Genomic DNA, 22,805 nt, shown 5'->3' on the forward strand with positions numbered 1-22,805 from the left:
CCATTACCCTTATGAACTTCTCTCTGGCGTTACCGGGCGTAACATTAACTCCGTACCCACTTTCCAGCCCCCGAGAGGAGCACCGAAATCATGAAACGCCAACTGCTGACCCTGACCCTTTCAATCCTTGCCGCCAACGCTTTCGCCATGCCAGCCGATGACCAGCACCTGACCGCCGAATCGCGTTCCAGCGCTGCCGAAATGGCCCAACCGCTGAAAACGCTGGCAGAAGGTGGCGCGGATCGCCTGATCGAACGTTCGGGTCGAGTTGCCGAAGGTGGCTCCGACCGCCTGATCGAACGCTCGGGTCGTGTTGCCGAAGGTGGCTCGGACCGCCTGATCGAGCGCTCCGGCCGTGTTGCCGAAGGTGGCTCGGACCGTCTGATCGAACGCTCCGGCCGTGTTGCCGAAGGTGGCTCGGACCGTCTGATCGAACGCTCCGGTCGTGTTGCCGAAGGTGGCTCGGACCGTCTGATCGAGCGCTCCGGTCGTGTTGCCGAAGGTGGCTCGGACCGCCTGATCGAACGCTCCGGTCGTGTTGCCGAAGGTGGCTCGGACCGTCTGATCGAACGCTCCGGCCGTGTTGCCGAAGGTGGCTCGGACCGTCTGATCGAACGCTCCGGTCGTGTTGCCGAAGGTGGCTCGGACCGTCTGATCGAACGCTCCAGCCGTGTCGCCGAGGGTGGTTCGGATCGTCTGGTCGAACTCAGCCGTGTGAGCTGATCGCCATGGCCGAAAAGAACAATCCCACGCAAAGCGCCTGCTCCCCTCCAAGCCCGGTCCATTGACCGGGCTTTGTTTTTTTATCCAGAATGCCCAGCCGTACAGCCACAGAATTCGCCCCCATGCTGCCTCGCGCCGAACAAAAGCTACAGACCCGCCAGGCCCTGCTGGACGCTGCCTGCCAGTTGATGGAGAGCGGCCGTGGGTTCGGCAGCATCAGCCTGCGTGAAGTCGCCAGGGCCGCGGGCATCGTACCCACCGGTTTCTACCGGCATTTCCCTGACATGGACGCCCTGGGCCTGGCCCTGGTCGCCGAGGTCGACGCCACCTTCCGCCAGACCATTCGCCTTGTTCGGCACAACGAATTCGAACTTGGCGGCATCACCGATGCTTCGGTACGCATCTTCCTCGATGTGGTCGCGGCTCACCGTGCCCAGTTCCTGTTTCTGGCCCGCGAGCAATACGGGGGTTCACAGGCAGTACGTCAAGCCATCGCCGGTTTGCGCCAAGGCATCAGCAACGACCTGGCGACCGACCTTGGACGCATGAAGCGCTGGCAACATCTGGATCAGGCCGCGTTGGCCGTGATGGCCGACCTTGTGGTCAAAACCGTGTTCGCAACCTTGCCCGAATTGATCGACAGTCCGGAGCCTGGTTATCCACAGGCACTGACGCCACAAGAGAAGATCACCCAGCAACTGCGCTTCATCTTCGTCGGGGCACGACATTGGCAGGGGTTGGGCAATCCTGGCTGATCGGCTGGCTGCAGCGGCCGGGCTCCTGGCAGGCTGGCACGAACAATCCCCAACCTCACTTCTGCTAACATGGCGCACTGCCCGACTGCGACGAGCGCCTTCATGTCCGACCCCCGCCCCACCCTGCCCGAACTGGCCCGCTTCAACCAGCACTTCGCCGAGCGCATCGTGCCGCTGTGGCAAGGCCCGGGCTGGAACGCCGACATGGCCCTGCCCTACGAGGCGCTGGACGCCCAGCATCGCCCACTGCCGGTCCAGCGCTACCGCGCCATGGCCTGCGCCCGCCAACTCTACCTGTTCAGCAGCCGCATCGAGCAGCCCGGTGCAGCGGAACGTGCCGCCGCGCTGTTCCGCTCATTGCAGCGGCATTTCCACGATGCCGAGCACGGCGGCTGGTTCTACAGCATCGATGCCGACGGCAAGCCACTGGACACCCGCAAGGACCTCTACACCCACGCGTTCATCGTGTTCGCCTGCGCACACTACTGGGGCAAGGTGCGCGAGAGCCTGGTGGAGTCCACCCTCAACGCAGCCCTGACAGTCATCGCGCAACAATTTGCCCGCGACGACGGCCTGTACGAAGCCAGCCTGGACCAGGATTGGTCGGATCTGGGTAGCGGACCGCTGCAGAACCCGCAGATGCACCTGGCCGAGGCCCTGCTTCAGGTACTGGCAGTGCGCGAGGACGACCAGGCACGCCAGGCACTGCTGCGGCTGTGCGACGCCCTGCACGCGCACTTCATCGAGCCGGAGCACGGCCTGATGCTGGAAAAACCGCGCGATGCGGTGGATAACTGGTTCGAGCCGGGCCATCAGTTCGAATGGTTCTACCTGCTCGATACCTCACCGCTGCTGCGCGAAACCCCACTGCATGCAGCGATAGACCGCGCATTCGACTATGCCGAGCGGTGCGGCGTGAAGGACGCGGCCGTGCTGGCGATGCTGGATGTGAACGGCAAGGTGCTCGATGCCACCCAGCGGATCTGGGCACAGGCGGAATACCTGCGGGCGCTGGTGTTGCGGCCAGAGGGACTCGCGAAACTGCCTGCGCAGTTGAAGGCGATGGATCAACGGTTCCTTCACGCTGGCGGCTGGTATGAGTGCCGGGATGGTCAGGGCGCTGTCAGCCGCCACGACATGCCTTCAACCACCCCCTATCACTTGGCGACCTGCCTGCAAGGCCTACAGCGCCTGAACTGACGCAATTCCGCTCCCGAAGGCTCATGCGAGCCTTGCAGGAGCGGGCTGGCCGCCGATCAGCCCTTGGCCGAACGGTCGATCGAAAAACCTGCCCAGTCTTGGCTCACCGGCATCAGCTCCAGGCTGTTGATGTTGATGTGCGCCGGCTGGTTGAGGATCCAGAAGATCGTGTCGGCGATATCCTGCGGCTGAATCGGCTCGGCGCCAGCGTAAGTGGCGTCATACTTGGCTTGGTCGCCCCCGAAACGCACCAGCGAGAATTCGCTCTCGCACAGGCCCGGTTCGATGTTGCTGACGCGCACGCCAGTGCCACGCAAGTCGCAACGCAAGCTCAACGAGAATTGACCGACGAACGCCTTGGTACCGCCATACACGTGGCTGCCAGGGTACGGATAGTTGCCGGCCACCGAACCCACATTGAGGATCGACGCACCACGGCCATGGGCGATCAACCGCGGCAGCAGCAGGCGGGTGGTGTACATCAGGCCCTTGATGTTGGTGTCGACCATGGTTTCCCAGTCATCCAGGTCGCACTTCTGCGCCGGGTCCGCCCCCAGCGCCAGGCCCGCGTTGTTGACCAGGCCGCGCAATTTCTCAAAGCCTGCCGGCAGGTTGGCAATGGCATGTTCCATGGCCTTGCGGTCACGCACATCCAGGACCAGGCCGTGCACTTCGGTCTTGGCCGCCAACTCAGCGCACAGGGCGTCCAGGCGATCCTTGCGGCGGCCTGTCAGGATCAGCTTCCAACCCGCCTCGGCAAAGCGCCGTGCGGTGGCCTCGCCGAAACCGGAAGTCGCGCCTGTGATGAATACGGTGGACGTCATGCTCTGTTCCTCGCTGTGGATTATCGTCGGCAGGGTTTGCAGCATGCCTTCCGAGCGCGCGGGCAGCAAGCCGTGTCCTGCGCTGGTCATTTTTTGTACATATGCTCGGAAGCCTCGGAACAGAGGGCCCGCCGGCAGGTATGCAGAACTTATCCACAAGGCTTTCCCCACGGATTGGGGGCAACTTATCGACACAGCGGAACCCTTTCAGCTTACTGCGGTCGTCCGCCACGGTCTTCATGATGGCCCAGGGCTTTCAAACATGCCGCCTACAGCGGACTGTCCAAGGCTTTTTCACAGAGTTATCCACAGGCATTGAACGCGCGTCGATCATCCCTGCCTGGGCAAGAATCCCCAGGAAAGTCATGTACTAAGGCTGCTTGATCAAAAAACGACCGATCCTTTGCAGGCCCCGTCGTTAAAGGGATACAACGAGATGCCACCATGTTTTCCACAGGCGGTTCCACATTATCCGTGGAAAAATAGAAACTGTGGAAACAATGACTTGCGAGTGGATTCTGGCGTGCTTCGGAAAAGATATGCGACAAGTTGTCCACATCGCCGGCAAGCCGGCTCCTACAGGTTGAAGCGCTCGCTGCAGGAACCGGCTTCCCGGCGTTTGGATGACTCAGTGCCCGCCCAGGTAGGCGTTGCGCACCTCCTCGTTCACCAACAACTCCTGCCCCGTGCCGGTCATGCGAATCTGCCCGTTGACCATCACGTATGCCCGGTCCGACAGCTTCAGCGCATGGTTGGCGTTCTGCTCTACCAGGAAGATGGTCATGCCGGTCTTGGCCAGCTCCCGCAGGGTGGAGAAGATCTGCTTGACCACGATCGGCGCCAGCCCCAGCGATGGCTCGTCGAGCAGCAGCAACTTCGGCCGGCTCATGAGCGCGCGAGCGATGGCCAGCATCTGCTGCTCACCACCGGACATGGTCATGGCCCGCTGGTTGCGGCGCTCCTTCAGCCGTGGGAACAGCTCGAACATGCGCTGCATGTCTTCGTTGGCGTATTGGTCGCCAATGGGGATGGTGCCCATCATGAGGTTTTCCTCGACGGTCATGTCGGGGAACACCCGACGCCCTTCCGGCGACTGGGCGATACCGTTGGAGGCGATGTAGTGCGACGACTTACGGGTAATGTCGGTACCGCGATAAACGATTTGCCCGGACGCAGCCCGCGGTTGACCGAATATCGACATCAGCAGTGTCGACTTGCCAGCCCCGTTGGCGCCGATCAGGCTGACCGTCTCGCCTTCGTTGATATGCATCGAGACTTTCTTCAGCGCCTGGATCGGCCCGTAGAACACGTCCAGGTCCTTCAGCTCGAGAATGGGTGCACTCATACCAGTTCCTCTTCATCGGCACCCAGATAGGCGGCAATCACCGTCGGGTTGTGGCGAATATCCTGTGGCGAGCCTTCGGCGATCACGTTGCCGTGGTCCAGCACGACGATGTGGTCGGAAATACTCATGACCATGCCCATGTCGTGCTCGATCAGCACCACGGTGATGTCATGCTCGTCACGCAGCACACGGATCATGCCGCTCAGGGCTTCGGTTTCCTGCGGGTTGAGGCCGGCAGCCGGTTCGTCCAGGCAGATGATCTTCGGCCGGGTGCACATGGCGCGGGCAATTTCCAGGCGCCGCTGCTGACCATACGACAACTCGCCCGCCAGGCGGTTGGCACAGTCGACCAGGTCGACCACCTCCAGCCAATAGAACGCATGGTCGAGTGCATCGCTTTCGGCCTTGCGGTAAGCCTTGGTGTTGAGCACTCCGGCCAGCAGGTTGCGGTTGACCCACATGTGCTGGGCCACCAGCAGGTTTTCCACCACCGACATTTCCTTGAACAGGCGAATGTTCTGGAAAGTGCGCGCCAGGCCCGCACGGTTCACCAGATGGGTGCCGCCGAACATCTTGTAGTACAAACGGTTGGCAAAGCGCGCGGGCGAGACGAAGTCCGCAGCCTGGAAACGCTCGCCGAGCAACTGGATCACATTGGTGTGGCTGCCGCGCACATTCAGTTCGATGCGCCCGCCACTGGCCTTGTAGAAGCCGGTGAGGCAGTTGAACACTGTGGTCTTGCCCGCCCCGTTGGGGCCGATCAGGGCGAAGATCTGGTTCCGCTTGACCTTCAGGCTCACATCGCTGAGCGCCTTGATGCCGCCGAACTGCATCATCAGGTTGTCGACCGAGAGAATGATATCGTCGCTCATGGCGCCACTCCTTTACGCGGGACCACACCGGTGCGGCTGATGCGGATCAGCCCACGCGGTCGCCAGATCATCATCAACACCATCAACACGCCGAACAGCAATACACGGTACTCCGAGAAACTGCGCAGCAGTTCTGGCGCCACCGTCAGCACGAACGCCGCAATCACCACACCCACGGTCGAGCCCATACCGCCGAGCACGACGATGGCCAGAATCAGCGCTGACTCGAAGAAGGTGAACGAGGACGGGTTGACGAAGCCTTGGTAGGTGGCGAAGAACACACCGGCCAGGCCAGCGGTGGAAGCGCCCAGGGTGAAGGCCGAGAGTTTGACCAGTACGTGGTTCAGGCCCATCGAACGACAGGCGATTTCATCTTCGCGCAGCGCTTCCCAGGCACGACCGACGGGCATGCGGGTGAGCCGATGCTTGATGTAGAGCACCGCCAGCACCACCAGGAACAGCACGGCGTAGATGAACACGAACTTCAAGTTGGCGTTGTAGTCGATGCCGAGGAATTCATGGATAGGCACCCCACCATCCTTGGCCCGACGACCGAACTCCAGCCCGAAGAAGGTCGGTGACGGCGCCGGCATGCCATTGGGACCACCGGTGAACGACAGCCAGTTGTTCAGCACCAGGCGGATGATCTCGCCGAAGCCCAGGGTCACGATCGCCAGGTAGTCACCGTGCATGCGCAACACCGGGAAGCCGAGTATGCACCCCGCTAACGCCGCGGCGATGGCGGCCAATGGCAGCACGCTCCAGAAGCCCAGCCCAAGGTATTGATAACCCAGGGCCAGACCGTAGGCGCCAATGGCATAGAAGGCCACGTAACCCAGGTCGAGCAGACCGGCCAGACCGACCACGATATTCAGGCCAAGGCCCAGCAGCACGTAGATCAGGCCGAGGATGACCACGGTAAGCAGGTACTTGTTGGCAAACACCGGGAAGACGATGGCGATCACCACCAGCGCCGGGATGATGTAGCGCAGGCGCGACTTGTAGTCAGGCGCACGCACATGCACGCCCGAGCCACCACTCTCGAAGCCCTGGAGCATGCGGCGTCCGGCGGCGGTCTGCAGGTACAGGCTGAGCAGGAAACGCCCGGCCATCACCCCGCCGACCAGCCAGGCGACACGGGTGGGCTCGGCGTTGAAGCTATAGCCGTCGAGCACCACGCCGACGACCGGACCGAAGACAATGAGTGCCAGCAGGCCGGCGACGATGGTCTCCAGCAAGCTGCGTTTGAGGTCGAAACCTTTTTCGATAACAGGGGCAGTATTGGCAGCGGACATGTTCACACCTTAGCCACGAGCGGGCGACCCAGCAGGCCTTGTGGGCGGAAGATAAGGATCATCACCAGCAACGAGAAGCTGAACACATCCTTGTAGTCTGAGTTGATCAGGCCAGAGAACAGCGACTCGGAAATCCCCAGGATGATCCCGCCCAGCATCGCGCCAGGAAGCGAGCCGATGCCGCCGAGTACCGCTGCGGTGAACGCCTTGATCCCGATGATGAACCCGGCATAGAAGTCGAAGGTGCCGTAGTTCATGGTGATCAGTACGCCGGCTAGGGCGGCCATCACCGCGCCAATGACGAACACGTAGGAAATCACCCGGTCGGTATTGATACCCAGGATCGAGGCCATCTTGCGGTCTTGCTGGGTGGCGCGGCACATACGGCCGAGCTTGGTGTACTTGATCACGTAGGTGAGCAAGCCCATGCCGACGAAAGCGGCTACCAGAATGAAGATCTTGGTGTAGGTCAGTTGCACGAAGCCGGTGCCGACTTCGACGCGCCAGGCGCCTTCCAGCAGCGTTGGAACGCCTTGCTGGCGAGCACCCTGGCTGATCTGAGCATAGTTCTGCAGGATCAGCGAGATGCCGATGGCACTGATCAGCGGTGCCAGTCGGGTGGAGTTACGCAAGGGTTTGTAGGCGATGCGCTCGATGGTAAAGCCGTAGACGCCAGTGACGATGATGGTGAACAACAGGGTGCCCAGCATCAGCAGGGGGAACGACTCGATACCGAAGTAAGCCAGCAATGCCAGGCTGATCGCCGCGAGGTACGCGGAAATCATGTACACCTCGCCGTGCGCGAAGTTGATCATGCCGATGATGCCATAGACCATTGTGTAGCCGATGGCGATCAGGCCATAGACCGACCCTAGGGTCAGGCCGTTGACCAGTTGCTGCAGGAAAATACCATCCATAACGCAATCTCACCTGATTGAGATTGCACGAGCGCCGACCACGGCGGGCCACGGATGAAGCGGCCCTCGCAGCGCAGAACTGTGCAGATCTACGGATAAAGACAGGTACCGCGGGGCTATGGCCCGAAGCATGCCCCGGGCCTGGCCGTTCTTATTTTTGTTTATCCAGCTGGTGGTACTTGCCGTTGGCATCCCACTGGTAGACCACGTAGTCGGACACGGTCAGGTCGCCCTTGCTGTCCCACTTCTTCTCGCCCATGACCGTCTTGACCGGGTTGGCCTTGAGCCACTTGGCAGCATCTTCGCCTTTGTTCGACTTCGCGCCATTGAACGCGGCAGCCAGCGCCTGGAGCGAGGCGTAGGCGTACAGGGTGTAGCCTTCAGGCTCGGTACCGGCCTTGCGGAACTCTTCCACCACCGACTTGCTGTCCGGCAGCAGGCGCGGGTCGGCACCGAAGGTCATGTAGACGCCATCGACGTATTGGGCGCCGCCAGCGGTGGAGACCAGTTCGTCGGTGACGATGCCGTCATCGGACATGAACTTGACGTCCTTCAGGCCTTGTTCGCGCAGCTGGCGCACCAGCGGGCCAGCCTCTGGGTGCAGGCCGCCGAAGTAGACAACGTCGGCACCGGCAGAGCGGATCTTGGTGACCACGGCGCTGAAGTCTTTCTCGCCGCGGGTCAGGCCTTCGTACAGCACCGGCTTGACGCCACGCTTCTCCAGCTGCGCCTTGGTCGCGTCGGCCAGGCCTTGGCCATAGGTATCCTTGTCGTGCAGGACGGCTACCTTCTTGCCCTTGAGCACGTCAACGATGTAATCGCCAGCGACGATGCCCTGCTGGTCGTCGCGCCCACACATGCGGAACATGGCGGAAAGCCCGCGCTCGGTGACCTGCGGGTTGGTGGAGCCTGGGGTGATGGCGATCACGCCAGCCTCATCGTAGACCTCGGAAGCGGGGATGGTGTTGGAGGAACAGAAGTGGCCCACCACGCCGGCCACCTTGTCCTGGTCAACCAGGCGGTTGGCCACGGCCACGGCTTGCTTCGGTTCGCAGGCATCATCGCCTTTTACCAGAACGATCTTCTCGCCGTTGATGCCACCCTCGGCGTTGATCTTGTCGGCTGCCGCTTGGGCGCCCTTCATGTACTGCTCGCCAAACGCTGCGTTGGCACCCGTCATGGGGCCAGCGACGCCGATCTTGATGTCGGCCTGAACATACGAAGAAACACCCAGTGCCGTAGCTACGGCCAGAGCCAGGAAACCTTTCTTGTAAAACGTCTGCGACATGAGGTGGTGCTCCTAGAGTTTTTTTGGTTGGCACTACAACTTCTCAGCCCTGTACTTGGAGCAAGGGCCGTGCCATCGGTAATAAGAACTGGAAAAACTCACTGCAAGGGTCGTGTCCAAGCGACCGACGGCCTTTTCTTTATTGAGCGTGCAACCGTCTGCCGCGCGGCGGGCGCCACCACACGTACAGACAAGGAGCAACCATCGGGTGCCATCATTGCAACCTCGGCAAGTGTTTACGTGCAACCTGCCTGTAACAGCGGACGTCACCGAAGTGCACACCGCTGGTGCGCGACTGCTACAGACCGCACCGCTTCAAGGCTAGCTCGTGCACGAAAAAACACCTGATTTGCCCGAAACGCCTTCAATCGTTACCTGTCTGCACGACTCGACTTCCCCGCCACAGCACCTGCATCGACACATCAGCACTGAAAAGGCTGGCACAATGTTCGCCATTCGCCGCTTTTGGAGCCCCTTTGATGAGCGAGAGCGCATTCGCCGAGCGCATCGTGCATAACCTGCTCGACACCGACTTCTACAAGCTCACCATGATGCAGGGCGTGCTGCACAACTACCCGGATGCCGATGTGGAATGGGAATTCCGCTGTCGTAACGGCGAAGACCTTCGCCCCTACCTTGGCGAGATTCGCAACCAGATCGAACGGCTCGGCGACCTGACCTTGGACGAAGGCCAGTTGGCCTTTCTCGAACGCATCAGTTTTCTCAAACCCGACTTCCTGCGCTTTCTCGGGCTGTTCCGCTTCAACCTGAGCTACGTCCATCTGGGCATCGAGAACAACCAGCTGTGCCTTCGGCTGCGCGGCCCATGGCTGCATGTGATCCTCTTCGAAGTGCCCCTGCTGGCCATCATCAGCGAAGTGCGCAACCGCCACTTGCACCCGCGCATGCGCCTGGCCGAGGCTCGCGACCAGTTGCATCGCAAGTTCGACTGGCTGCGCGCCCATGCCAGTGAAGACGAGCTGGCCGAATTGCAGGTCGCTGACTTCGGCACACGTCGGCGCTTTTCAAGCCGCGTCCAGGAAGAGGTGGTGCGGGTGTTGCGCGATGACTTCCCGGCGCGGTTCGTCGGCACCAGCAACGTCGACCTGGCATGGAAACTGGATGTCAAACCCCTCGGCACCATGGCCCATGAATGGATCATGGCGCACCAGCAACTGGGGCCACGGCTGATCGACAGCCAGATCGCCGCCCTCGATTGCTGGGTCCGCGAATACCGTGGCCTGCTCGGTATCGCCCTGACCGACTGCATCACCATGGACGCATTCCTGAGCGATTTCGACTTGTACTTCGCCAAGCTGTTCGATGGCCTGCGCCATGACTCGGGGGACCCGGTGGCTTGGGCGGAAAAGGCCATCGCCCATTACCAGAAACTCGGTATAGACCCCATGACCAAGACCCTGGTGTTTTCCGATGGCCTGAACCTGACCCGCTCGCTGGAAATCTTCCGCGCCCTGCGCGGTCGCATCAATGTCAGTTTTGGCATCGGCACCAACCTGACCTGCGACATTCCTGGGGTGGCGCCAATGAACATCGTGCTTAAAATGACCGACTGCAACGGCTCGCCGGTGGCCAAGATCTCCGACGAGGCTGCCAAGACCCAGTGCCGCGATGAAAACTTCGTCGCCTACATGCGCCACGTATTCAAAATCCCCAGCAAGGAGTAACCCATGCAAGCCGTTCAGCAAGAGATTGCCCAGGCGCTCAAGGTACAGCCGCCGTTCGCCGACGCAGCCGCAATCGAGGCCGAAGTCGCCCGGCGCGTGGCCTTCATCAAGGATTGCCTGGCCAATGCCCGGCTCAAGACCTTGGTACTGGGCATCAGCGGCGGTGTCGACTCGCTGACCGCCGCCCTGCTCGCCCAGCGGGCGATCAACGAGTTGCGCGCCGAGACTGGCGATAAGGCCTATACCTTCATCGCCGTGCGCCTGCCTTACCAGGTGCAGCACGATGAGCATGACGCCCAGGCCTGCCTGGACGTGATCAAGGCCGACGAAGTGCACACGGTGGATATCGCCCCGGCAGTACGCGCCCTGGCATCTGAAGTGAAAGCACTGGAAGGCGGCTCGCCGTCGATGGTGGATTTCGTGGTGGGCAATACCAAGGCCCGCATGCGCATGGTGGCCCAATACACCATCGCGGGCGCCCGCGCTGGCCTGGTGATCGGTACCGATCACGCCGCAGAGGCGGTAATGGGCTTCTTTACCAAGTTCGGTGATGGTGCGTGTGACCTGGCTCCGCTGAGCGGTCTGGTGAAAAACCAGGTACGAGCGATCGCCCGTAGTTTCGGTGCGCCGGAATCATTGGTGGAGAAAGTGCCGACCGCGGACCTCGAAGACCTCGCGCCGGGCAAGCCGGACGAAGCGTCCCATGGCGTGACCTACCAGCAGATCGACGCGTTCCTGCATGGGCTGCCAGTGGATCAGGAAGCGTTCAACATCATCGTGAACACCTACCGCAAGACCCAGCACAAGCGCGAACTGCCGTTCGCCCCTTGAGCCGTCTGGTGCCGCTTTGCGGCCCTGTCGCGACACAAGGCCGCGCCCACGAGGACTGCGCAGTGCTTGAGAAAGCGCTAAATCCTGTGGGAGCGGCCTTGCGTCGCGTAGGGAGGGCAAAGACCTCCCCTGGTTCAAGCCATCATTACTTGACGACCACCTTGCCCTTCATCATCGAGATGTGGCCAGGGAAGGTGCAGAAGAAGCTGTAGTCGCCACCCGCTTCGAGCTTGGAGGTGTCGAACTTCACCTCGGTTTCTTTTTCCGGTGCGCCGATCATCTTGGTGTGGGCAATGATCCCGGCATTGGCGGCGTTGATGTAATCGTTATCAAGGCCCTTGCTCATCCCCTCGGTGGCAATGCCCTGCATGTCGGCAGTCTTGCTGATCACCAGGTTGTGGCCCATGACGTTCTTCGGCAGGTTGCCGGAGTGGGTCAGTTTGACCGTAAATTCCTTGCAGCTCTTGTCGACGGTGATTTCCTTGGTGGTGTAGGACATCTGGTCGGTCGAGTCGACAGTTACCGAACACTCGGCTGCGAAGACAGAGGCGCTGGCGAGGGTCAGCAGGGATACCGCTACAGCTTTCGCAAACATCATGAATCTCCTTGGCAGGGTTTTATCAATTGCGAGACTGCCTGAAACCGTTCAGCCCCCACCTGATGTGAATCAAAGGGGTGTCAAGAGGCCAGTCAGTAGAATTGTTCGATTGATTGTATACAACCAATCTAAGAGCACATCATGCCCTTATAGTGGACGATGGGACAACCTCTCAATTAGGAGTCACCCGAAATGTCCCTTGGAAGCCTGATGAACAGCCTGCTCGCCGCTTACGCCCACGGTGCCAGTGGCGCGATGTGCGAATTCTCCCGCCCAGAGTGAAACCGCCCTTGGAACCAGCAGGCATGAGCCGTACCCTGTCAACGCAATGCGACTGGAGATGAGCAATGCCTGTACGTTCCGTTTGTGTGTTCTGCGGCGCCAGCATCGGTGCCAACCCTGCCTACCGCGAAGCAGCCGTGGCCCTTGGCCAGGCCATTGCCCGACGCGGCCTGACCCTGGTGTATGGCGGCGGCGCGGTCGGCCTGATGGGCACCGTGGCCGACGCGGCCCTGGCCGCAGGTGGCGAAGTGATCGGGATCATCCCCGAGAGCCTGATGAACGCTGAAATCGGCCACAAGAACCTGACCCGCCTGGAGGTGGTCGACGGCATGCACGCACGCAAGGCGCGCATGGCTGAGCTGAGCGATGCCTTTATCGCGCTGCCCGGTGGCTTGGGTACGCTTGAAGAACTGTTCGAGGTCTGGACCTGGGGGCAACTGGGCTATCACGCCAAGCCGCTAGGGTTGCTCGATGTGAAGGGTTTCTATGAAAAGCTGGGCGGATTCCTCGACCATATCGTCGAGGAAGGATTCGTGCGGCCGCAGCATCGGGCGATGTTGCTGCTGGGTGAGCAGCCGGATGAGCTACTGGATGGGATGGACAACTTTGTCGCGCCAGTGGCGCCAAAGTGGGTAGACAAGAAACCTGATTGATCTCGATCGATAGCCTGACAGCTAACCTGTGGGAGTGGGTTCATCCGCACATACGTCGGTGAATCCACCCACGCGTGGGTAACCCGCTCCCACAGGGTTCTAGCGCTCGATCAGCGCGGGATTACTGGCTGACGCGGCTTCTTGCCCTTGCCACCCTTCGCCGATTCCCTGCGCTCCTTGGCCGCCTGTTGATTGCGGGCGAACGCTTCGGCCTTGGCCTTTTCGCGCTTGTCCCAAGGCTTGCTGCCATCGCTGGCACGCGGCGGCAGGCCGGTGTGCTGGGTGAGGATCTTCTGGTCCTTGCCCACTTTATGGCTACCGGCCGGCGTCGAGTTCTTGCGACGGGCACTCTGGTAAGCGTCGGTCTGCGGCTGGTGCAACGGAATCAACTGATGCTTGCCCGGGCCGATCAGGTCAGCACGACCCATGCGCTGCAGCGCCTCACGCAGCATCGGCCAGCCCTTCGGATCGTGGTAGCGCAGGAACGCCTTGTGCAGACGACGCTGCTCCTCGCTCTTGACGATCTCCACCCCTTCGCTCTTGTAGGTCACCTTGCGCAGCGGGTTCTTGCCCGAGTGGTACATGGCCGTGGCCGATGCCATCGGCGAAGGGTAGAACGCTTGCACCTGGTCGGCACGGAAGCCGTTGCTCTTGAGCCACAGGGCCAGGTTCATCATGTCTTCGTCGGTCGTGCCAGGGTGCGCCGCGATGAAGTAAGGAATCAGGTACTGCTCCTTGCCCGCCTCTTTCGAGAACTTCTCGAACATGCGCTTGAAGCGGTCGTAGGTACCGATACCTGGCTTCATCATCTTGTCCAGCGGGCCACGCTCGGTGTGTTCCGGGGCAATCTTCAGGTATCCGCCAACGTGGTGGGTGACCAGTTCCTTGACGTACTCCGGCGATTCGACAGCCAGGTCGTAGCGCAGGCCCGAGGCGATCAGGATCTTCTTCACACCCGGCAAGGCACGCGCCTTGCGGTACAGCTCGATCAGCGAGCTGTGGTCGGTGTTGAGGTTCTCGCAGATACCTGGGAACACGCACGACGGCTTGCGGCAGTGCTTCTCGATGTCGGGGCTCTTGCACGCGATGCGGTACATGTTGGCGGTTGGCCCGCCCAGGTCGGAGACCACGCCGGTGAAGCCCGGCACCTTGTCGCGCATCTCTTCGATTTCGTGAAGAATCGACTCGTGCGAGCGGTTCTGGATGATCCGGCCTTCGTGCTCGGTGATCGAGCAGAAGGTGCAGCCACCAAAGCAGCCACGCATGATGTTCACCGAGAATCGGATCATCTCGTAGGCCGGGATGCGCTCCTTGCCATAGGCCGGGTGCGGTACACGGGCGTAGGGCATGCCGAACACGTAGTCCATTTCCTCGGTGGTCATGGGGATGGGTGGTGGGTTGAACCACACGTCCACTTCGCCATGCTTCTGCACCAGGGCGCGGGCGTTGCCAGGGTTGGTCTCCAGGTGCAGCACTCGGTTGGCGTGGGCATACAGCACCGGGTCGTTACGAACCTTTTCGAACGACGGCAGGCGAATGACCGACTTCTCCCGGGTCATGCGCGGGCTATCGAGAATCTGCACAACCTTGGCTTCGTTCGGGTCTTCGACCTCGCCCTTGGCCTGCTCGATGGCGCAGGCCTGGGTGTCCTGGGTGTTCACGTACGGGTTGATGATCTTGTCGACACGGCCCGGACGGTCGATACGGGTGGAGTCGATCTCGTACCAGCCCTCTGGCGTGTCACGACGCACGAAGGCTGTGCCGCGCACATCGGTGATGGTTTCGATCTTCTCGCCGTTGGACAAGCGCTGAGCCACCTCGACCACCGCCCGCTCGGCGTTGCCGAACAGCAGGATATCGGCGCTGGCGTCGATCAGGATCGAGTGGCGGACCTTGTCCTGCCAGTAGTCGTAGTGGGCGATACGGCGCAGCGAAGCCTCGATGCCACCAAGCACGATCGGCACATGCTTGTAGGCTTCCTTGCAGCGCTGGCTGTACACCAGGCTGGCGCGATCCGGACGCTTGCCGGCCAGGCCACCTGGGGTATAGGCGTCGTCGGAACGGATCTTCTTGTCCGCGGTGTAGCGGTTGATCATCGAGTCCATGTTGCCCGCGGCCACACCGAAGAACAGGTTCGGCTCGCCGAGCTTCATGAAGTCGTCTTTGGACTGCCAGTTCGGCTGGGCGATGATCCCCACGCGAAAGCCCTGGGCTTCCAGCAGGCGGCCAATGATGGCCATGCCGAACGACGGGTGGTCGACGTAGGCGTCGCCGGTCACGATGATGATGTCGCAGGAATCCCAGCCGAGCAGATCCATCTCCTCCCTGCTCATGGGCAGGAAAGGCGCTGGCCCGAAGCATTCGGCCCAGTACTTTGGATAGTCGTAGAGTGGTTTGGCTGCTTGCATGTCAGTGACCGGTTCTGGTGTGCAGGGAAATCGCGGGCGCGGAATATAGCACAAATTTTGACCAAATCCGACCACCTTCCTGGGAATTGATGACCTGCCCGACGCCTGGACAGGTTGCCAATGGAAATCCCGACCATCAGACCTCCGTCCCCTTCCCTGTTTTCCCAGCCAACCGTTAGCAATCCATTCAATCTTTTACAAAATGATTCCCCCCTTCCCCCCTAAAAAAACATTAACCCACTAATTATCAACAAATATTTACCAACTCCACCGAGAACTGTAGGAGCAAGACTTCACACTCAAGTAAAAAAACCTACACAAACTTTCCCTTGCAATGCCAAAACCAATATTGAACAAACAAAAAAGCAAGTGTTACAACACCCATGCGCTGACACGCGCAACTCAAACAACTAAAAGGAGCACATACCATGGGACGTCGTCGTTCTGAAATTCACACCCTGCAGCTCTCTCGCGCAATGAACTATACGTTCACTGAGTCCGAGATCGACTTCCTCAACATGATGTAAGACCTTGACCAGAAGGGGCAACCGCCCCTTCTGGTCACGCCTAGGAGCCAGAAATGATAACCGAGCGAGAACTGAATATTGAGGAAGCCTACAACCGCCTGACAGGGTTGCATCGTCAGCTAGGCTTGCATGCGAGGATACATCACTCGAAAAAAAATGGACTGGTCGCCACCTGCCATTTATACGACAGATCCTTTAAAGAGGTTTCCAGTGGTGCCGGCAAGGGAGAATACTGTGAGCTAGGCGCACTTGCCGAGAGCCTTGAACACTACTTTATGGATGCCATCGCTCCCACCCTGATCAGCAGCGACCATATCTTAAAGTCCATGGAGCCGTTCGACGATTGGCTGCTAAAGTCTATACCTTCCAACTGCCAAATACCTTATTTCAAGCTCGAAGCCCTGGACAGCCACGCCGAAATTAACGTACCGGCGATAATGATGGCTCCCTCACCCAAAAATGTAGACGAAATCGAAAGGACTGCCGCTGGCTTCCTTGCCAAATATGCAACGAACGCTGGCATGGCGCTGGGTTGCACAGAGAATGAAGCACTGTTGCATGCCATCAATGAGGCCATCGAGCGCCATGCGCTCTCCCTGTATTATCTATCGCTCTGTGGATTGTCTTCTCCACCAGAACTTTACCGCCCCTCGGACACTTTCCTGGAAGAAGTTTTCACTCATGACAATGCGCTCTTTCGCCACGCCAAGAATTTGAATATTTTCCTGTCCCATGACTTTTATGACGTGCCATTTTGCATTGCCATTTCACCCGAAAAAAGAATCGGCACACTCTGCCATGTCGGCTCCGGCTGCTCCATAAGCCCATCCATCGCAATGTATCGCGCCGTGACTGAAAATATTCAATGCGAACAACTTCATGGTCATGTGGAAAAACAAGAAGACCTTTCTACAGCAACGATGCTGCTACAATCCGAGCGACTTGCCGCCCTTCTGAACCCCTGCCCCACTCATACCGTACCTACCTGGCACCCCCAGAGCCCCGAACTCAGCGTACGCAGGCAGATAAAGCGCACATTGATAAATCTGGGCAAGCACAATAGAGCCATATTTTACCGCACCCTTTATGCGCACCCGAATTTCGCCACAGTCGTGCAGGTTTTCATACCTGGACTGGAGCGATTCCATTTGATCAGGTCCGGCATTCCAGTCGCCCCGCAATCCGTATTCAAAGACACAAGGGACTGACATGCATATTTATCGAGGCGTTGTCGCTGCCTTGAGCACGACATTGATATTGAAAGTCGCGACCGTCGTACCAGCCCTGATTTTGGCCAACGTTATCGATAACCTGTCGATCTCCGTCTCGTCTTCCCAGTTTTTGCTCGGAGCCTTCATATGCCTTATCGCATTGCAAGCCTCATTGACCCCTATACAAGCCTGGAGCCTGGCACGCCTCTGCCAAGACCGTGTGAAGCAACTCTCCATCCGTTGGTGCCGAGGATTGCTGGACAAACGCTTCGAAGCCTATGGACAACTCCATGGCGGAACCTTGGTAAAAGTACTGGATAGGGGATTAACGGCCCAAGAGCGATGGCTCGGCTTTCTGATCGGATCAGCATGGCCAGTGTTGGCGGAGGCGATGCTGCTGGCCACACTGTTCGCCTATCTGGGGGCTAGCTCGGTCCTGATTGGTCTCATTCCTTTGAGCTTGGTGTACTTATGGGCCAATGATCGCTTGGTGCGTTGGCGCCGACCGCATATCGAGGCGGTGAACTCGCGAGAGGACGAACTGGCCGAACAGTGGGTGGATACCTTTGCCATTGCGTCTACGGTCAAGCTGGAAAAAGCCGAGGCTGCAGCAATGATTCCGGTCAACCAGACACTATCTGACTACGCCGATTCAGCCGTTCGGGTAGCCTACAGCGGCGGCTGGCTTCAGGCCCTGCGTATTCTGTTCATCGGTCTGGGCAGTGGCGGCTTGCTGATGTGGGGTATAAATGATCAATCCCTGACATCACCGCAATTGAGCCTGGGTGAACTGGTTGCTCTATTTACCTTGGTGAGTGGACTGCTGTCGGGGGTCGCGCAAATGGCCGATGCCTGGCGAATGCTCGATCAGTTTCGGCTCGACAAACGCAAACTTGAACACTGGCTTCAACTCCCGCTGTTCGGTCCATCATCCACGACAGACATTCAATCCAACGACGAAGGCGCAGGGCTGCGCATCGCCCCCTGTCAACTCAGCACTCGCAACACATTGCAATTGCAACTGGATGAGCCGTTGGCGCTGCGCAATGGTGAACGGGTCGCGCTGATTGGGCCCAGCGGATGTGGCAAGTCGACGCTACTGCACGTCATGGCGGGAACGGTGTTCCAGTTGCGTGAACATGTCTATCTCCAGGGCAGATGTCTGGCACAGTTCGACGCAAGCGAGCAGTTCAGCCGTTTACGCCTTTGCCCTCAAGCCCCCCATTTCATTCCAGGAGCGCTGCCCCGAGCAGTTCTGTTCGAGCACACTCATGATCGAGCTCAAATCGAACTGTGGCTTGAACGGCTAGGCCTGAACAAAGACTGGTACGAACGCGAGCTGGATGCACGCGCAGACTCCATTTCTGGCGGCGAAGCTCGCAGGCTGACACTGCTACGCCTACTTAATCAGCCTGGCGAGTTCAATTTCTTCGACGAACCCACAAGTGGCCTTGATGCCGGGTCGGCGGAGCGTACCTGGGATCTGCTATTCGAAACATTCCAAGGGAAAGGGCTGATCTGCGTAACGCATGATCAGAACGCTCTGCCAAGATTTGACCGGGTGATCACCATGAGCGAAGGTCGGATCGTCAGCCAAGCACAAGTGGGATGCTCCGCAGCTTGAAAACCTGAGCTCGCAGGCGATCCCACAGTGCCCTACTGAATCAATGAATTATCCGCAGCCCAGTGAGTACAGCCATTATTCGTCATCATCGAAGTTGTACATGCCCGGCGCGAGGTTCTCGAAGCGGGTGTACTTGCCGATGAACGCCAGGCGCACGAAGCCGATAGGGCCGTTACGCTGCTTACCGATGATGATTTCGGCCACGCCTTTGTGTTCGGTCTCGGGGTGGTACACCTCGTCCCGGTACACGAACATGATCACGTCGGCGTCCTGCTCGATTGCACCGGATTCACGCAAGTCGGAGTTCACCGGGCGTTTGTTCGGGCGTTGCTCCAGGGAGCGGTTGAGCTGCGACAAGGCAATGACCGGGCAGTTGAATTCCTTGGCCAGGGCCTTGAGCGAGCGGGATATCTCGGAGATTTCGTTGGTCCGGTTATCACCGGCCGAGCCCGGAATCTGCATCAGCTGCAGGTAGTCGACCATGATCAGCGCGATGTCGCCGTGCTCACGGGCCAGGCGTCGGGTTCGTGCACGCATTTCCGATGGGCTGATACCGGCGGTATCGTCGATGAACAGCTTGCGGTCGTTGAGCAGGTTGACCGCCGAGGTCAGCCGCGGCCAATCGTCGTCGTCCAGCTGGCCGGAACGCACCTTGGTCTGGTCGATACGGCCCAGGGACGAAAGCATACGCATGACCAGCGATTCGCCTGGCATCTCGAGGGAGAACACCAGTACCGCCTTGTCGGTGCGCAGTACGGCGTTCTCGACCAGGTTCATGGCAAACGTGGTCTTACCCATCGACGGACGACCGGCGACGATGATCAGGTCGGCGGGCTGCAGGCCGCTGGTCTTCTCGTCCAGGTCGGTGAAGCCCGTGGATACGCCGGTGATGTCGCTGTCGGAGTTGAACAACGTGTCGATCCGGTCGATGGCCATGGTCAACAGCTCGTTGACCCCCACCGGGCCGCCAGTCTTGGGGCGCGCCTCGGCGATCTGGAAGATCTGCCGCTCGGCATCGTCGAGGATTTCCTCGGCATTGCGGCCTTGGGGGTTGAAGGCGTTGTCGGCGATGTCCGTACTGATGCTGATCAGTTGCCGAAGCGTGGCACGTTCACGAATGATCGCCGCGTAGGCCTTGATGTTGGCCACCGACGGGGTGTTCTTGGCCAACTCCGCCAGATAGGCAAGCCCGCCCACCTGGCTCGACAAGCCTTCCTTGTCCAACTGCTCGTGCAGGGTCACCACGTCGAACGGCTGGTTGGCGTCCGCCAACTTGTGCACGGCGCGGAAGATCAGGCGGTGGTCATGCCGGTAGAAGTCACCGTCCGAGACCTGATCCAGCACCCGCTCCCAAGCGTTGTTGTCCAGCATCAAGCCACCGAGCACGGCCTGTTCGGCCTCGATGGAATGCGGGGGCACCTTCAGGGCTGCGGTCTGCAAGTCTAGCTGTTCGGGATTGGTGATCTCGTTCATGGCCACGAAAGAATTCTGGAGGATGAAAAAGACAAAGGGCACGGCCTGTGAAAGACAGGACCGTGCCCGATGTTAACCGGCTGAACCGCGAGGGGCCAGCCGATCAGCGCAGCTTAGGCAGCTACGACGACCACGCGTACGGTGGCTTCAACGTCGCTGTGCAGGTGCACGGCTACGTCGTATTCGCCAACCTGACGGATGGTGCCGTTCGGCAGACGAACTTCAGCCTTGGCCACTTCAACGCCGGAGGCGGTCAGGGCGTCAGCGATGTCGTGGGTGCCGATCGAACCGAACAGCTTGCCTTCATCGCCAGCGGTGGCGGTGATGGTGACTTCCAGCTCAGCCAGTTGGGCTGCGCGGGTTTCAGCCGACGATTTCTTCTCGGCAGCTGCTTTTTCCAGCTCGGCGCGGCGCTCTTCGAACGCAGCCAGGTTGGCGGCGTTGGCAACGGTGGCCTTGCCGAATGGCAGCAGGAAGTTACGGCCGTAACCAGCCTTAACCTTTACTTTGTCGCCCAGGTTGCCCAGGTTGGCGACTTTTTCCAGCAGGATCAGTTCCATTTGGTAAAACCTCTTAACTTTTAACCTTCACCGTTCGCGGAGTCATTCCCCTGAGGGGACTTGCGACCGCGAAAATCAATCAGGCTGTCGACAATGGCCAAAACCACGAGCAACGGATAAATCAGCTGCATGATCAGCGGCAGTGTCACGTACATGCCAACCAGCCAGAAACCAGCCAGTCGCCCCTGCGCCACCAGTCCATGCATCAAGGCGATGCCGGCCAGAACGAGCACCAGGCTGGACGCGGATGCCAGGACGATGAACTGCGGGCCGATGAACGGGCCCAACACCATCACTGCAACCAACGCCAACATGGCACCCCGCGGCAGCCTCAGGGCGCGAAACTCGCGACCGAAGCCTCCAGGGTTGTACAACACCGCTTGCCAATAACGCGCCAGCATCAACGCCAGCACGCTGAACAATTGCAACATCACCGCTGTGGAAGCGACCAGCACGGGGCCGATCAGCTCACCGGGAATAACCGGCTTGCCTTCGATTTGCGGCAGGGCTTTCACAAGCGCCTTGGCCAACACCTCGAAGGTTTCGCGCAGTACCGTGTCCAGGATGAGGCTGTAGACCAACCCCAACACAACACTGGACATCAACACCCGACTCCAGGAATGCCCGGCACGCAACAAGGCGGCCAGCCCCAGCGTTCCCAACAGCACCAGCAAGGTGCTTGGATCGCCGAAGACCCAAATGGCCACCGCAGGCAAAAGGCCCCAGGCGATGACCGTTGAAGCGTCCTTGAATCCGCGCCGCAGAAGCACCAGGCTTCCGGCAGCGGCACTCAACCAGAACAGCAGCGGTAATACCGCACTTGCGACCACCACCAGGGTGGCCTGCACACGACCGCGCATGATGAAATCAGCTAACGCTCGCATGCTTATCCCTTACTTCTTGTCGACGACCCGGTCTCAGCGGCCGTGGCTGTCGGTGTAGGGCAGCAGGGCCAGGAAGCGGGCGCGCTTGATAGCGGTAGCCAGCTGACGCTGATAACGAGCTTTGGTACCAGTGATACGGCTCGGAACGATCTTGCCGGTTTCGGATACGTAAGCTTTCAGGGTGTTGAGATCTTTGAAGTCGATCTCTTTCACGTCTTCAGCAGTGAAGCGGCAGAATTTACGACGACGGAAGAAACGTGCCATGTAATAGGCTCCTCAAAAGGTCCGTGGATTACTCGTCAGCGTTATCGCTGTTGTCGCTGTCATTGCTGTCATCGCCTTCGGCGGAGTCAGCATGCTCAGGACGTTCACGACGCTCACGGCGCTCGCTGCGGTTCTCTTCTGCCTTCAGCATCTCGGACTGACCGGTAACGGCTTCGTCGCGACGGATGACCAGGTTACGGATAACGGCATCGTTGTAGCGGAAGTTGTCTTCCAGCTCGGCCAGGGCCTTGCCGGTGCACTCAACATTCAGCATCACGTAGTGAGCCTTGTGAACATTGTTGATTGCGTAGGCCAGTTGACGACGGCCCCAGTCTTCCAGGCGGTGGATCTTGCCACCATCTTCTTCGATCAGCTTGGTGTAACGCTCAACCATGCCGCCGACTTGCTCGCTCTGGTCCGGGTGAACCAGGAAGATGATTTCGTAATGACGCATGAATGCTCCTTACGGGTTAGTAGTCTGCCAGCGAATCTGGTCAGACAAGGAGTGAATGACACTGGTGTGTCTTGCCAGGGAGTAGAGGCACATGCGCACCTGCCAGCTCGGCAAGGGGCGCAATTGTAGAGA

General features: G+C 59.7%; 21 protein-coding genes. 8 read left to right on the forward strand and 13 right to left on the reverse strand.

Going from position 1 to position 22,805, the window contains the following annotated elements; all coding sequences use genetic code 11:
• The first annotated feature begins 90 nt into the window (after window positions 1–90).
• The 3 genes from C4Q26_RS08890 (at window position 91) to C4Q26_RS08900 (ending at window position 2,678) form a co-directional block, all read left to right on the forward strand.
• Entirely contained in the window at window positions 91–723 is a 633-nt protein-coding gene (locus C4Q26_RS08890) for a phage infection protein (RefSeq protein ID WP_104883004.1), read from the forward strand.
• Window positions 724–845: 122 nt separating this feature from the next.
• Complete coding sequence (locus C4Q26_RS08895; protein WP_023378507.1) at window positions 846–1,478, forward strand: TetR family transcriptional regulator; 633 nt, start codon at window positions 846–848, stop codon at window positions 1,476–1,478.
• 102 nt (window positions 1,479–1,580) lie between these two features.
• Window positions 1,581–2,678, forward strand: coding sequence for an AGE family epimerase/isomerase (locus C4Q26_RS08900; protein ID WP_104883005.1), 1,098 nt, complete (start codon window positions 1,581–1,583; stop codon window positions 2,676–2,678).
• A 56-nt stretch (window positions 2,679–2,734) separates the two neighbouring features.
• Here the strand turns inward: C4Q26_RS08900 and C4Q26_RS08905 are convergent, their stop codons facing one another.
• The 6 genes from C4Q26_RS08905 to C4Q26_RS08930 form a co-directional block, all read right to left on the reverse strand.
• Window positions 2,735–3,502 carry an SDR family oxidoreductase gene (locus C4Q26_RS08905; protein ID WP_023378505.1) on the reverse strand — a complete coding sequence of 256 codons (768 nt, stop codon included), beginning with the start codon at window positions 3,500–3,502 and terminating at the stop codon, window positions 2,735–2,737.
• 628 nt (window positions 3,503–4,130) lie between these two features.
• Window positions 4,131–4,847, reverse strand: a complete 717-nt coding sequence (locus C4Q26_RS08910; protein ID WP_023378504.1) for an ABC transporter ATP-binding protein — start codon at window positions 4,845–4,847, stop codon at window positions 4,131–4,133.
• A complete protein-coding gene (locus C4Q26_RS08915) occupies window positions 4,844–5,719 on the reverse strand; it encodes an ATP-binding cassette domain-containing protein (protein ID WP_023378503.1) in 876 nt (291 codons plus the stop codon). Before C4Q26_RS08915 ends, C4Q26_RS08910 begins: the two co-directional genes overlap by 4 nt.
• The gene (gene livM / locus C4Q26_RS08920; protein ID WP_023378502.1) at window positions 5,716–7,014 is read right to left on the reverse strand and encodes a high-affinity branched-chain amino acid ABC transporter permease LivM; all 1,299 of its coding nucleotides are present in this window, start codon (window positions 7,012–7,014) and stop codon (window positions 5,716–5,718) included. Before livM ends, C4Q26_RS08915 begins: the two co-directional genes overlap by 4 nt.
• Window positions 7,015–7,016: 2 nt before the next feature.
• Window positions 7,017–7,931 (reverse strand): branched-chain amino acid ABC transporter permease LivH, encoded by a 915-nt coding sequence (locus C4Q26_RS08925; RefSeq protein WP_104883006.1) that lies wholly within the window; start codon window positions 7,929–7,931, stop codon window positions 7,017–7,019.
• Window positions 7,932–8,082: 151 nt separating this feature from the next.
• Window positions 8,083–9,219: a branched-chain amino acid ABC transporter substrate-binding protein gene (locus tag C4Q26_RS08930; protein ID WP_023378500.1), complete on the reverse strand. Its 1,137-nt coding sequence runs from the start codon at window positions 9,217–9,219 to the stop codon at window positions 8,083–8,085.
• Between the two features lie 479 nt (window positions 9,220–9,698).
• On the opposite strand from C4Q26_RS08930, the gene pncB reads away from it, so the two are divergent.
• Entirely contained in the window at window positions 9,699–10,904 is a 1,206-nt protein-coding gene (gene pncB, locus C4Q26_RS08940; protein WP_023378499.1) for a nicotinate phosphoribosyltransferase, read from the forward strand.
• A 3-nt stretch (window positions 10,905–10,907) separates the two neighbouring features.
• Window positions 10,908–11,735 (forward strand): ammonia-dependent NAD(+) synthetase, encoded by an 828-nt coding sequence (nadE, locus tag C4Q26_RS08945; RefSeq protein WP_104882229.1) that lies wholly within the window; start codon window positions 10,908–10,910, stop codon window positions 11,733–11,735.
• Window positions 11,736–11,880: 145 nt separating this feature from the next.
• Here nadE and azu read toward each other — a convergent pair whose 3' ends face one another.
• Window positions 11,881–12,330, reverse strand: a complete 450-nt coding sequence (gene azu, locus C4Q26_RS08950; RefSeq protein ID WP_027907973.1) for an azurin — start codon at window positions 12,328–12,330, stop codon at window positions 11,881–11,883.
• A gap of 350 nt (window positions 12,331–12,680) precedes the next feature.
• Here azu and C4Q26_RS08955 point away from each other — a divergent pair, with 350 nt between their 5' ends.
• Window positions 12,681–13,268, forward strand: coding sequence for a TIGR00730 family Rossman fold protein (locus C4Q26_RS08955; protein ID WP_023378494.1), 588 nt, complete (start codon window positions 12,681–12,683; stop codon window positions 13,266–13,268).
• 110 nt (window positions 13,269–13,378) lie between these two features.
• Here C4Q26_RS08955 and C4Q26_RS08960 read toward each other — a convergent pair whose 3' ends face one another.
• The gene (locus C4Q26_RS08960) at window positions 13,379–15,676 is read right to left on the reverse strand and encodes a YgiQ family radical SAM protein (protein ID WP_023378493.1); all 2,298 of its coding nucleotides are present in this window, start codon (window positions 15,674–15,676) and stop codon (window positions 13,379–13,381) included.
• A gap of 580 nt (window positions 15,677–16,256) precedes the next feature.
• On the opposite strand from C4Q26_RS08960, the gene C4Q26_RS08970 reads away from it, so the two are divergent.
• Window positions 16,257–17,411, forward strand: a complete 1,155-nt coding sequence (locus C4Q26_RS08970) for a YcaO-like family protein (RefSeq protein WP_104883007.1) — start codon at window positions 16,257–16,259, stop codon at window positions 17,409–17,411.
• 1 nt (window position 17,412) lies between these two features.
• Entirely contained in the window at window positions 17,413–19,038 is a 1,626-nt protein-coding gene (locus tag C4Q26_RS08975) for an ATP-binding cassette domain-containing protein (RefSeq protein ID WP_104883008.1), read from the forward strand.
• A gap of 75 nt (window positions 19,039–19,113) precedes the next feature.
• On the opposite strand, the gene dnaB is transcribed toward C4Q26_RS08975, so the two are convergent.
• From dnaB to rpsF, 5 genes are all read right to left on the reverse strand, one after another.
• Entirely contained in the window at window positions 19,114–20,511 is a 1,398-nt protein-coding gene (gene dnaB / locus C4Q26_RS08980) for a replicative DNA helicase (protein WP_104882396.1), read from the reverse strand.
• A 113-nt stretch (window positions 20,512–20,624) separates the two neighbouring features.
• A complete protein-coding gene (gene rplI, locus C4Q26_RS08985; RefSeq protein ID WP_023378489.1) occupies window positions 20,625–21,071 on the reverse strand; it encodes a 50S ribosomal protein L9 in 447 nt (148 codons plus the stop codon).
• 20 nt (window positions 21,072–21,091) lie between these two features.
• The gene (locus C4Q26_RS08990) at window positions 21,092–21,955 is read right to left on the reverse strand and encodes a hypothetical protein (RefSeq protein WP_023378488.1); all 864 of its coding nucleotides are present in this window, start codon (window positions 21,953–21,955) and stop codon (window positions 21,092–21,094) included.
• A 33-nt stretch (window positions 21,956–21,988) separates the two neighbouring features.
• Entirely contained in the window at window positions 21,989–22,219 is a 231-nt protein-coding gene (gene rpsR, locus C4Q26_RS08995; RefSeq protein ID WP_003249563.1) for a 30S ribosomal protein S18, read from the reverse strand.
• Window positions 22,220–22,247: 28 nt separating this feature from the next.
• Entirely contained in the window at window positions 22,248–22,673 is a 426-nt protein-coding gene (rpsF, locus tag C4Q26_RS09000; RefSeq protein WP_023378487.1) for a 30S ribosomal protein S6, read from the reverse strand.
• Window positions 22,674–22,805 lie beyond the last annotated feature (132 nt).

The sequence above is a fragment of the Pseudomonas sp. SWI44 genome (assembly GCF_002947915.1).
Taxonomy (GTDB): domain Bacteria; phylum Pseudomonadota; class Gammaproteobacteria; order Pseudomonadales; family Pseudomonadaceae; genus Aquipseudomonas; species Aquipseudomonas taiwanensis.

What these genes read in the sequence shown, in the direction of transcription:
- C4Q26_RS08890 (WP_104883004.1), top strand. Translation starts at nt 91, where the DNA reads ATGAAACGCCAACTGCTGACCCTGACCCTTTCAATCCTTGCCGCCAAC.
- C4Q26_RS08895 (WP_023378507.1), top strand. Translation starts at nt 846, where the DNA reads ATGCTGCCTCGCGCCGAACAAAAGCTACAGACCCGCCAGGCCCTGCTG.
- C4Q26_RS08900 (WP_104883005.1), top strand. Translation starts at nt 1,581, where the DNA reads ATGTCCGACCCCCGCCCCACCCTGCCCGAACTGGCCCGCTTCAACCAG.
- C4Q26_RS08905 (WP_023378505.1), bottom strand. Translation starts at nt 3,502, where the DNA reads ATGACGTCCACCGTATTCATCACAGGCGCGACTTCCGGTTTCGGCGAG.
- C4Q26_RS08910 (WP_023378504.1), bottom strand. Translation starts at nt 4,847, where the DNA reads ATGAGTGCACCCATTCTCGAGCTGAAGGACCTGGACGTGTTCTACGGG.
- C4Q26_RS08915 (WP_023378503.1), bottom strand. Translation starts at nt 5,719, where the DNA reads ATGAGCGACGATATCATTCTCTCGGTCGACAACCTGATGATGCAGTTC.
- livM (WP_023378502.1), bottom strand. Translation starts at nt 7,014, where the DNA reads ATGTCCGCTGCCAATACTGCCCCTGTTATCGAAAAAGGTTTCGACCTC.
- C4Q26_RS08925 (WP_104883006.1), bottom strand. Translation starts at nt 7,931, where the DNA reads ATGGATGGTATTTTCCTGCAGCAACTGGTCAACGGCCTGACCCTAGGG.
- C4Q26_RS08930 (WP_023378500.1), bottom strand. Translation starts at nt 9,219, where the DNA reads ATGTCGCAGACGTTTTACAAGAAAGGTTTCCTGGCTCTGGCCGTAGCT.
- pncB (WP_023378499.1), top strand. Translation starts at nt 9,699, where the DNA reads ATGAGCGAGAGCGCATTCGCCGAGCGCATCGTGCATAACCTGCTCGAC.
- nadE (WP_104882229.1), top strand. Translation starts at nt 10,908, where the DNA reads ATGCAAGCCGTTCAGCAAGAGATTGCCCAGGCGCTCAAGGTACAGCCG.
- azu (WP_027907973.1), bottom strand. Translation starts at nt 12,330, where the DNA reads ATGTTTGCGAAAGCTGTAGCGGTATCCCTGCTGACCCTCGCCAGCGCC.
- C4Q26_RS08955 (WP_023378494.1), top strand. Translation starts at nt 12,681, where the DNA reads ATGCCTGTACGTTCCGTTTGTGTGTTCTGCGGCGCCAGCATCGGTGCC.
- C4Q26_RS08960 (WP_023378493.1), bottom strand. Translation starts at nt 15,676, where the DNA reads ATGCAAGCAGCCAAACCACTCTACGACTATCCAAAGTACTGGGCCGAA.
- C4Q26_RS08970 (WP_104883007.1), top strand. Translation starts at nt 16,257, where the DNA reads ATGATAACCGAGCGAGAACTGAATATTGAGGAAGCCTACAACCGCCTG.
- C4Q26_RS08975 (WP_104883008.1), top strand. Translation starts at nt 17,413, where the DNA reads ATGCATATTTATCGAGGCGTTGTCGCTGCCTTGAGCACGACATTGATA.
- dnaB (WP_104882396.1), bottom strand. Translation starts at nt 20,511, where the DNA reads ATGAACGAGATCACCAATCCCGAACAGCTAGACTTGCAGACCGCAGCC.
- rplI (WP_023378489.1), bottom strand. Translation starts at nt 21,071, where the DNA reads ATGGAACTGATCCTGCTGGAAAAAGTCGCCAACCTGGGCAACCTGGGC.
- C4Q26_RS08990 (WP_023378488.1), bottom strand. Translation starts at nt 21,955, where the DNA reads ATGCGAGCGTTAGCTGATTTCATCATGCGCGGTCGTGTGCAGGCCACC.
- rpsR (WP_003249563.1), bottom strand. Translation starts at nt 22,219, where the DNA reads ATGGCACGTTTCTTCCGTCGTCGTAAATTCTGCCGCTTCACTGCTGAA.
- rpsF (WP_023378487.1), bottom strand. Translation starts at nt 22,673, where the DNA reads ATGCGTCATTACGAAATCATCTTCCTGGTTCACCCGGACCAGAGCGAG.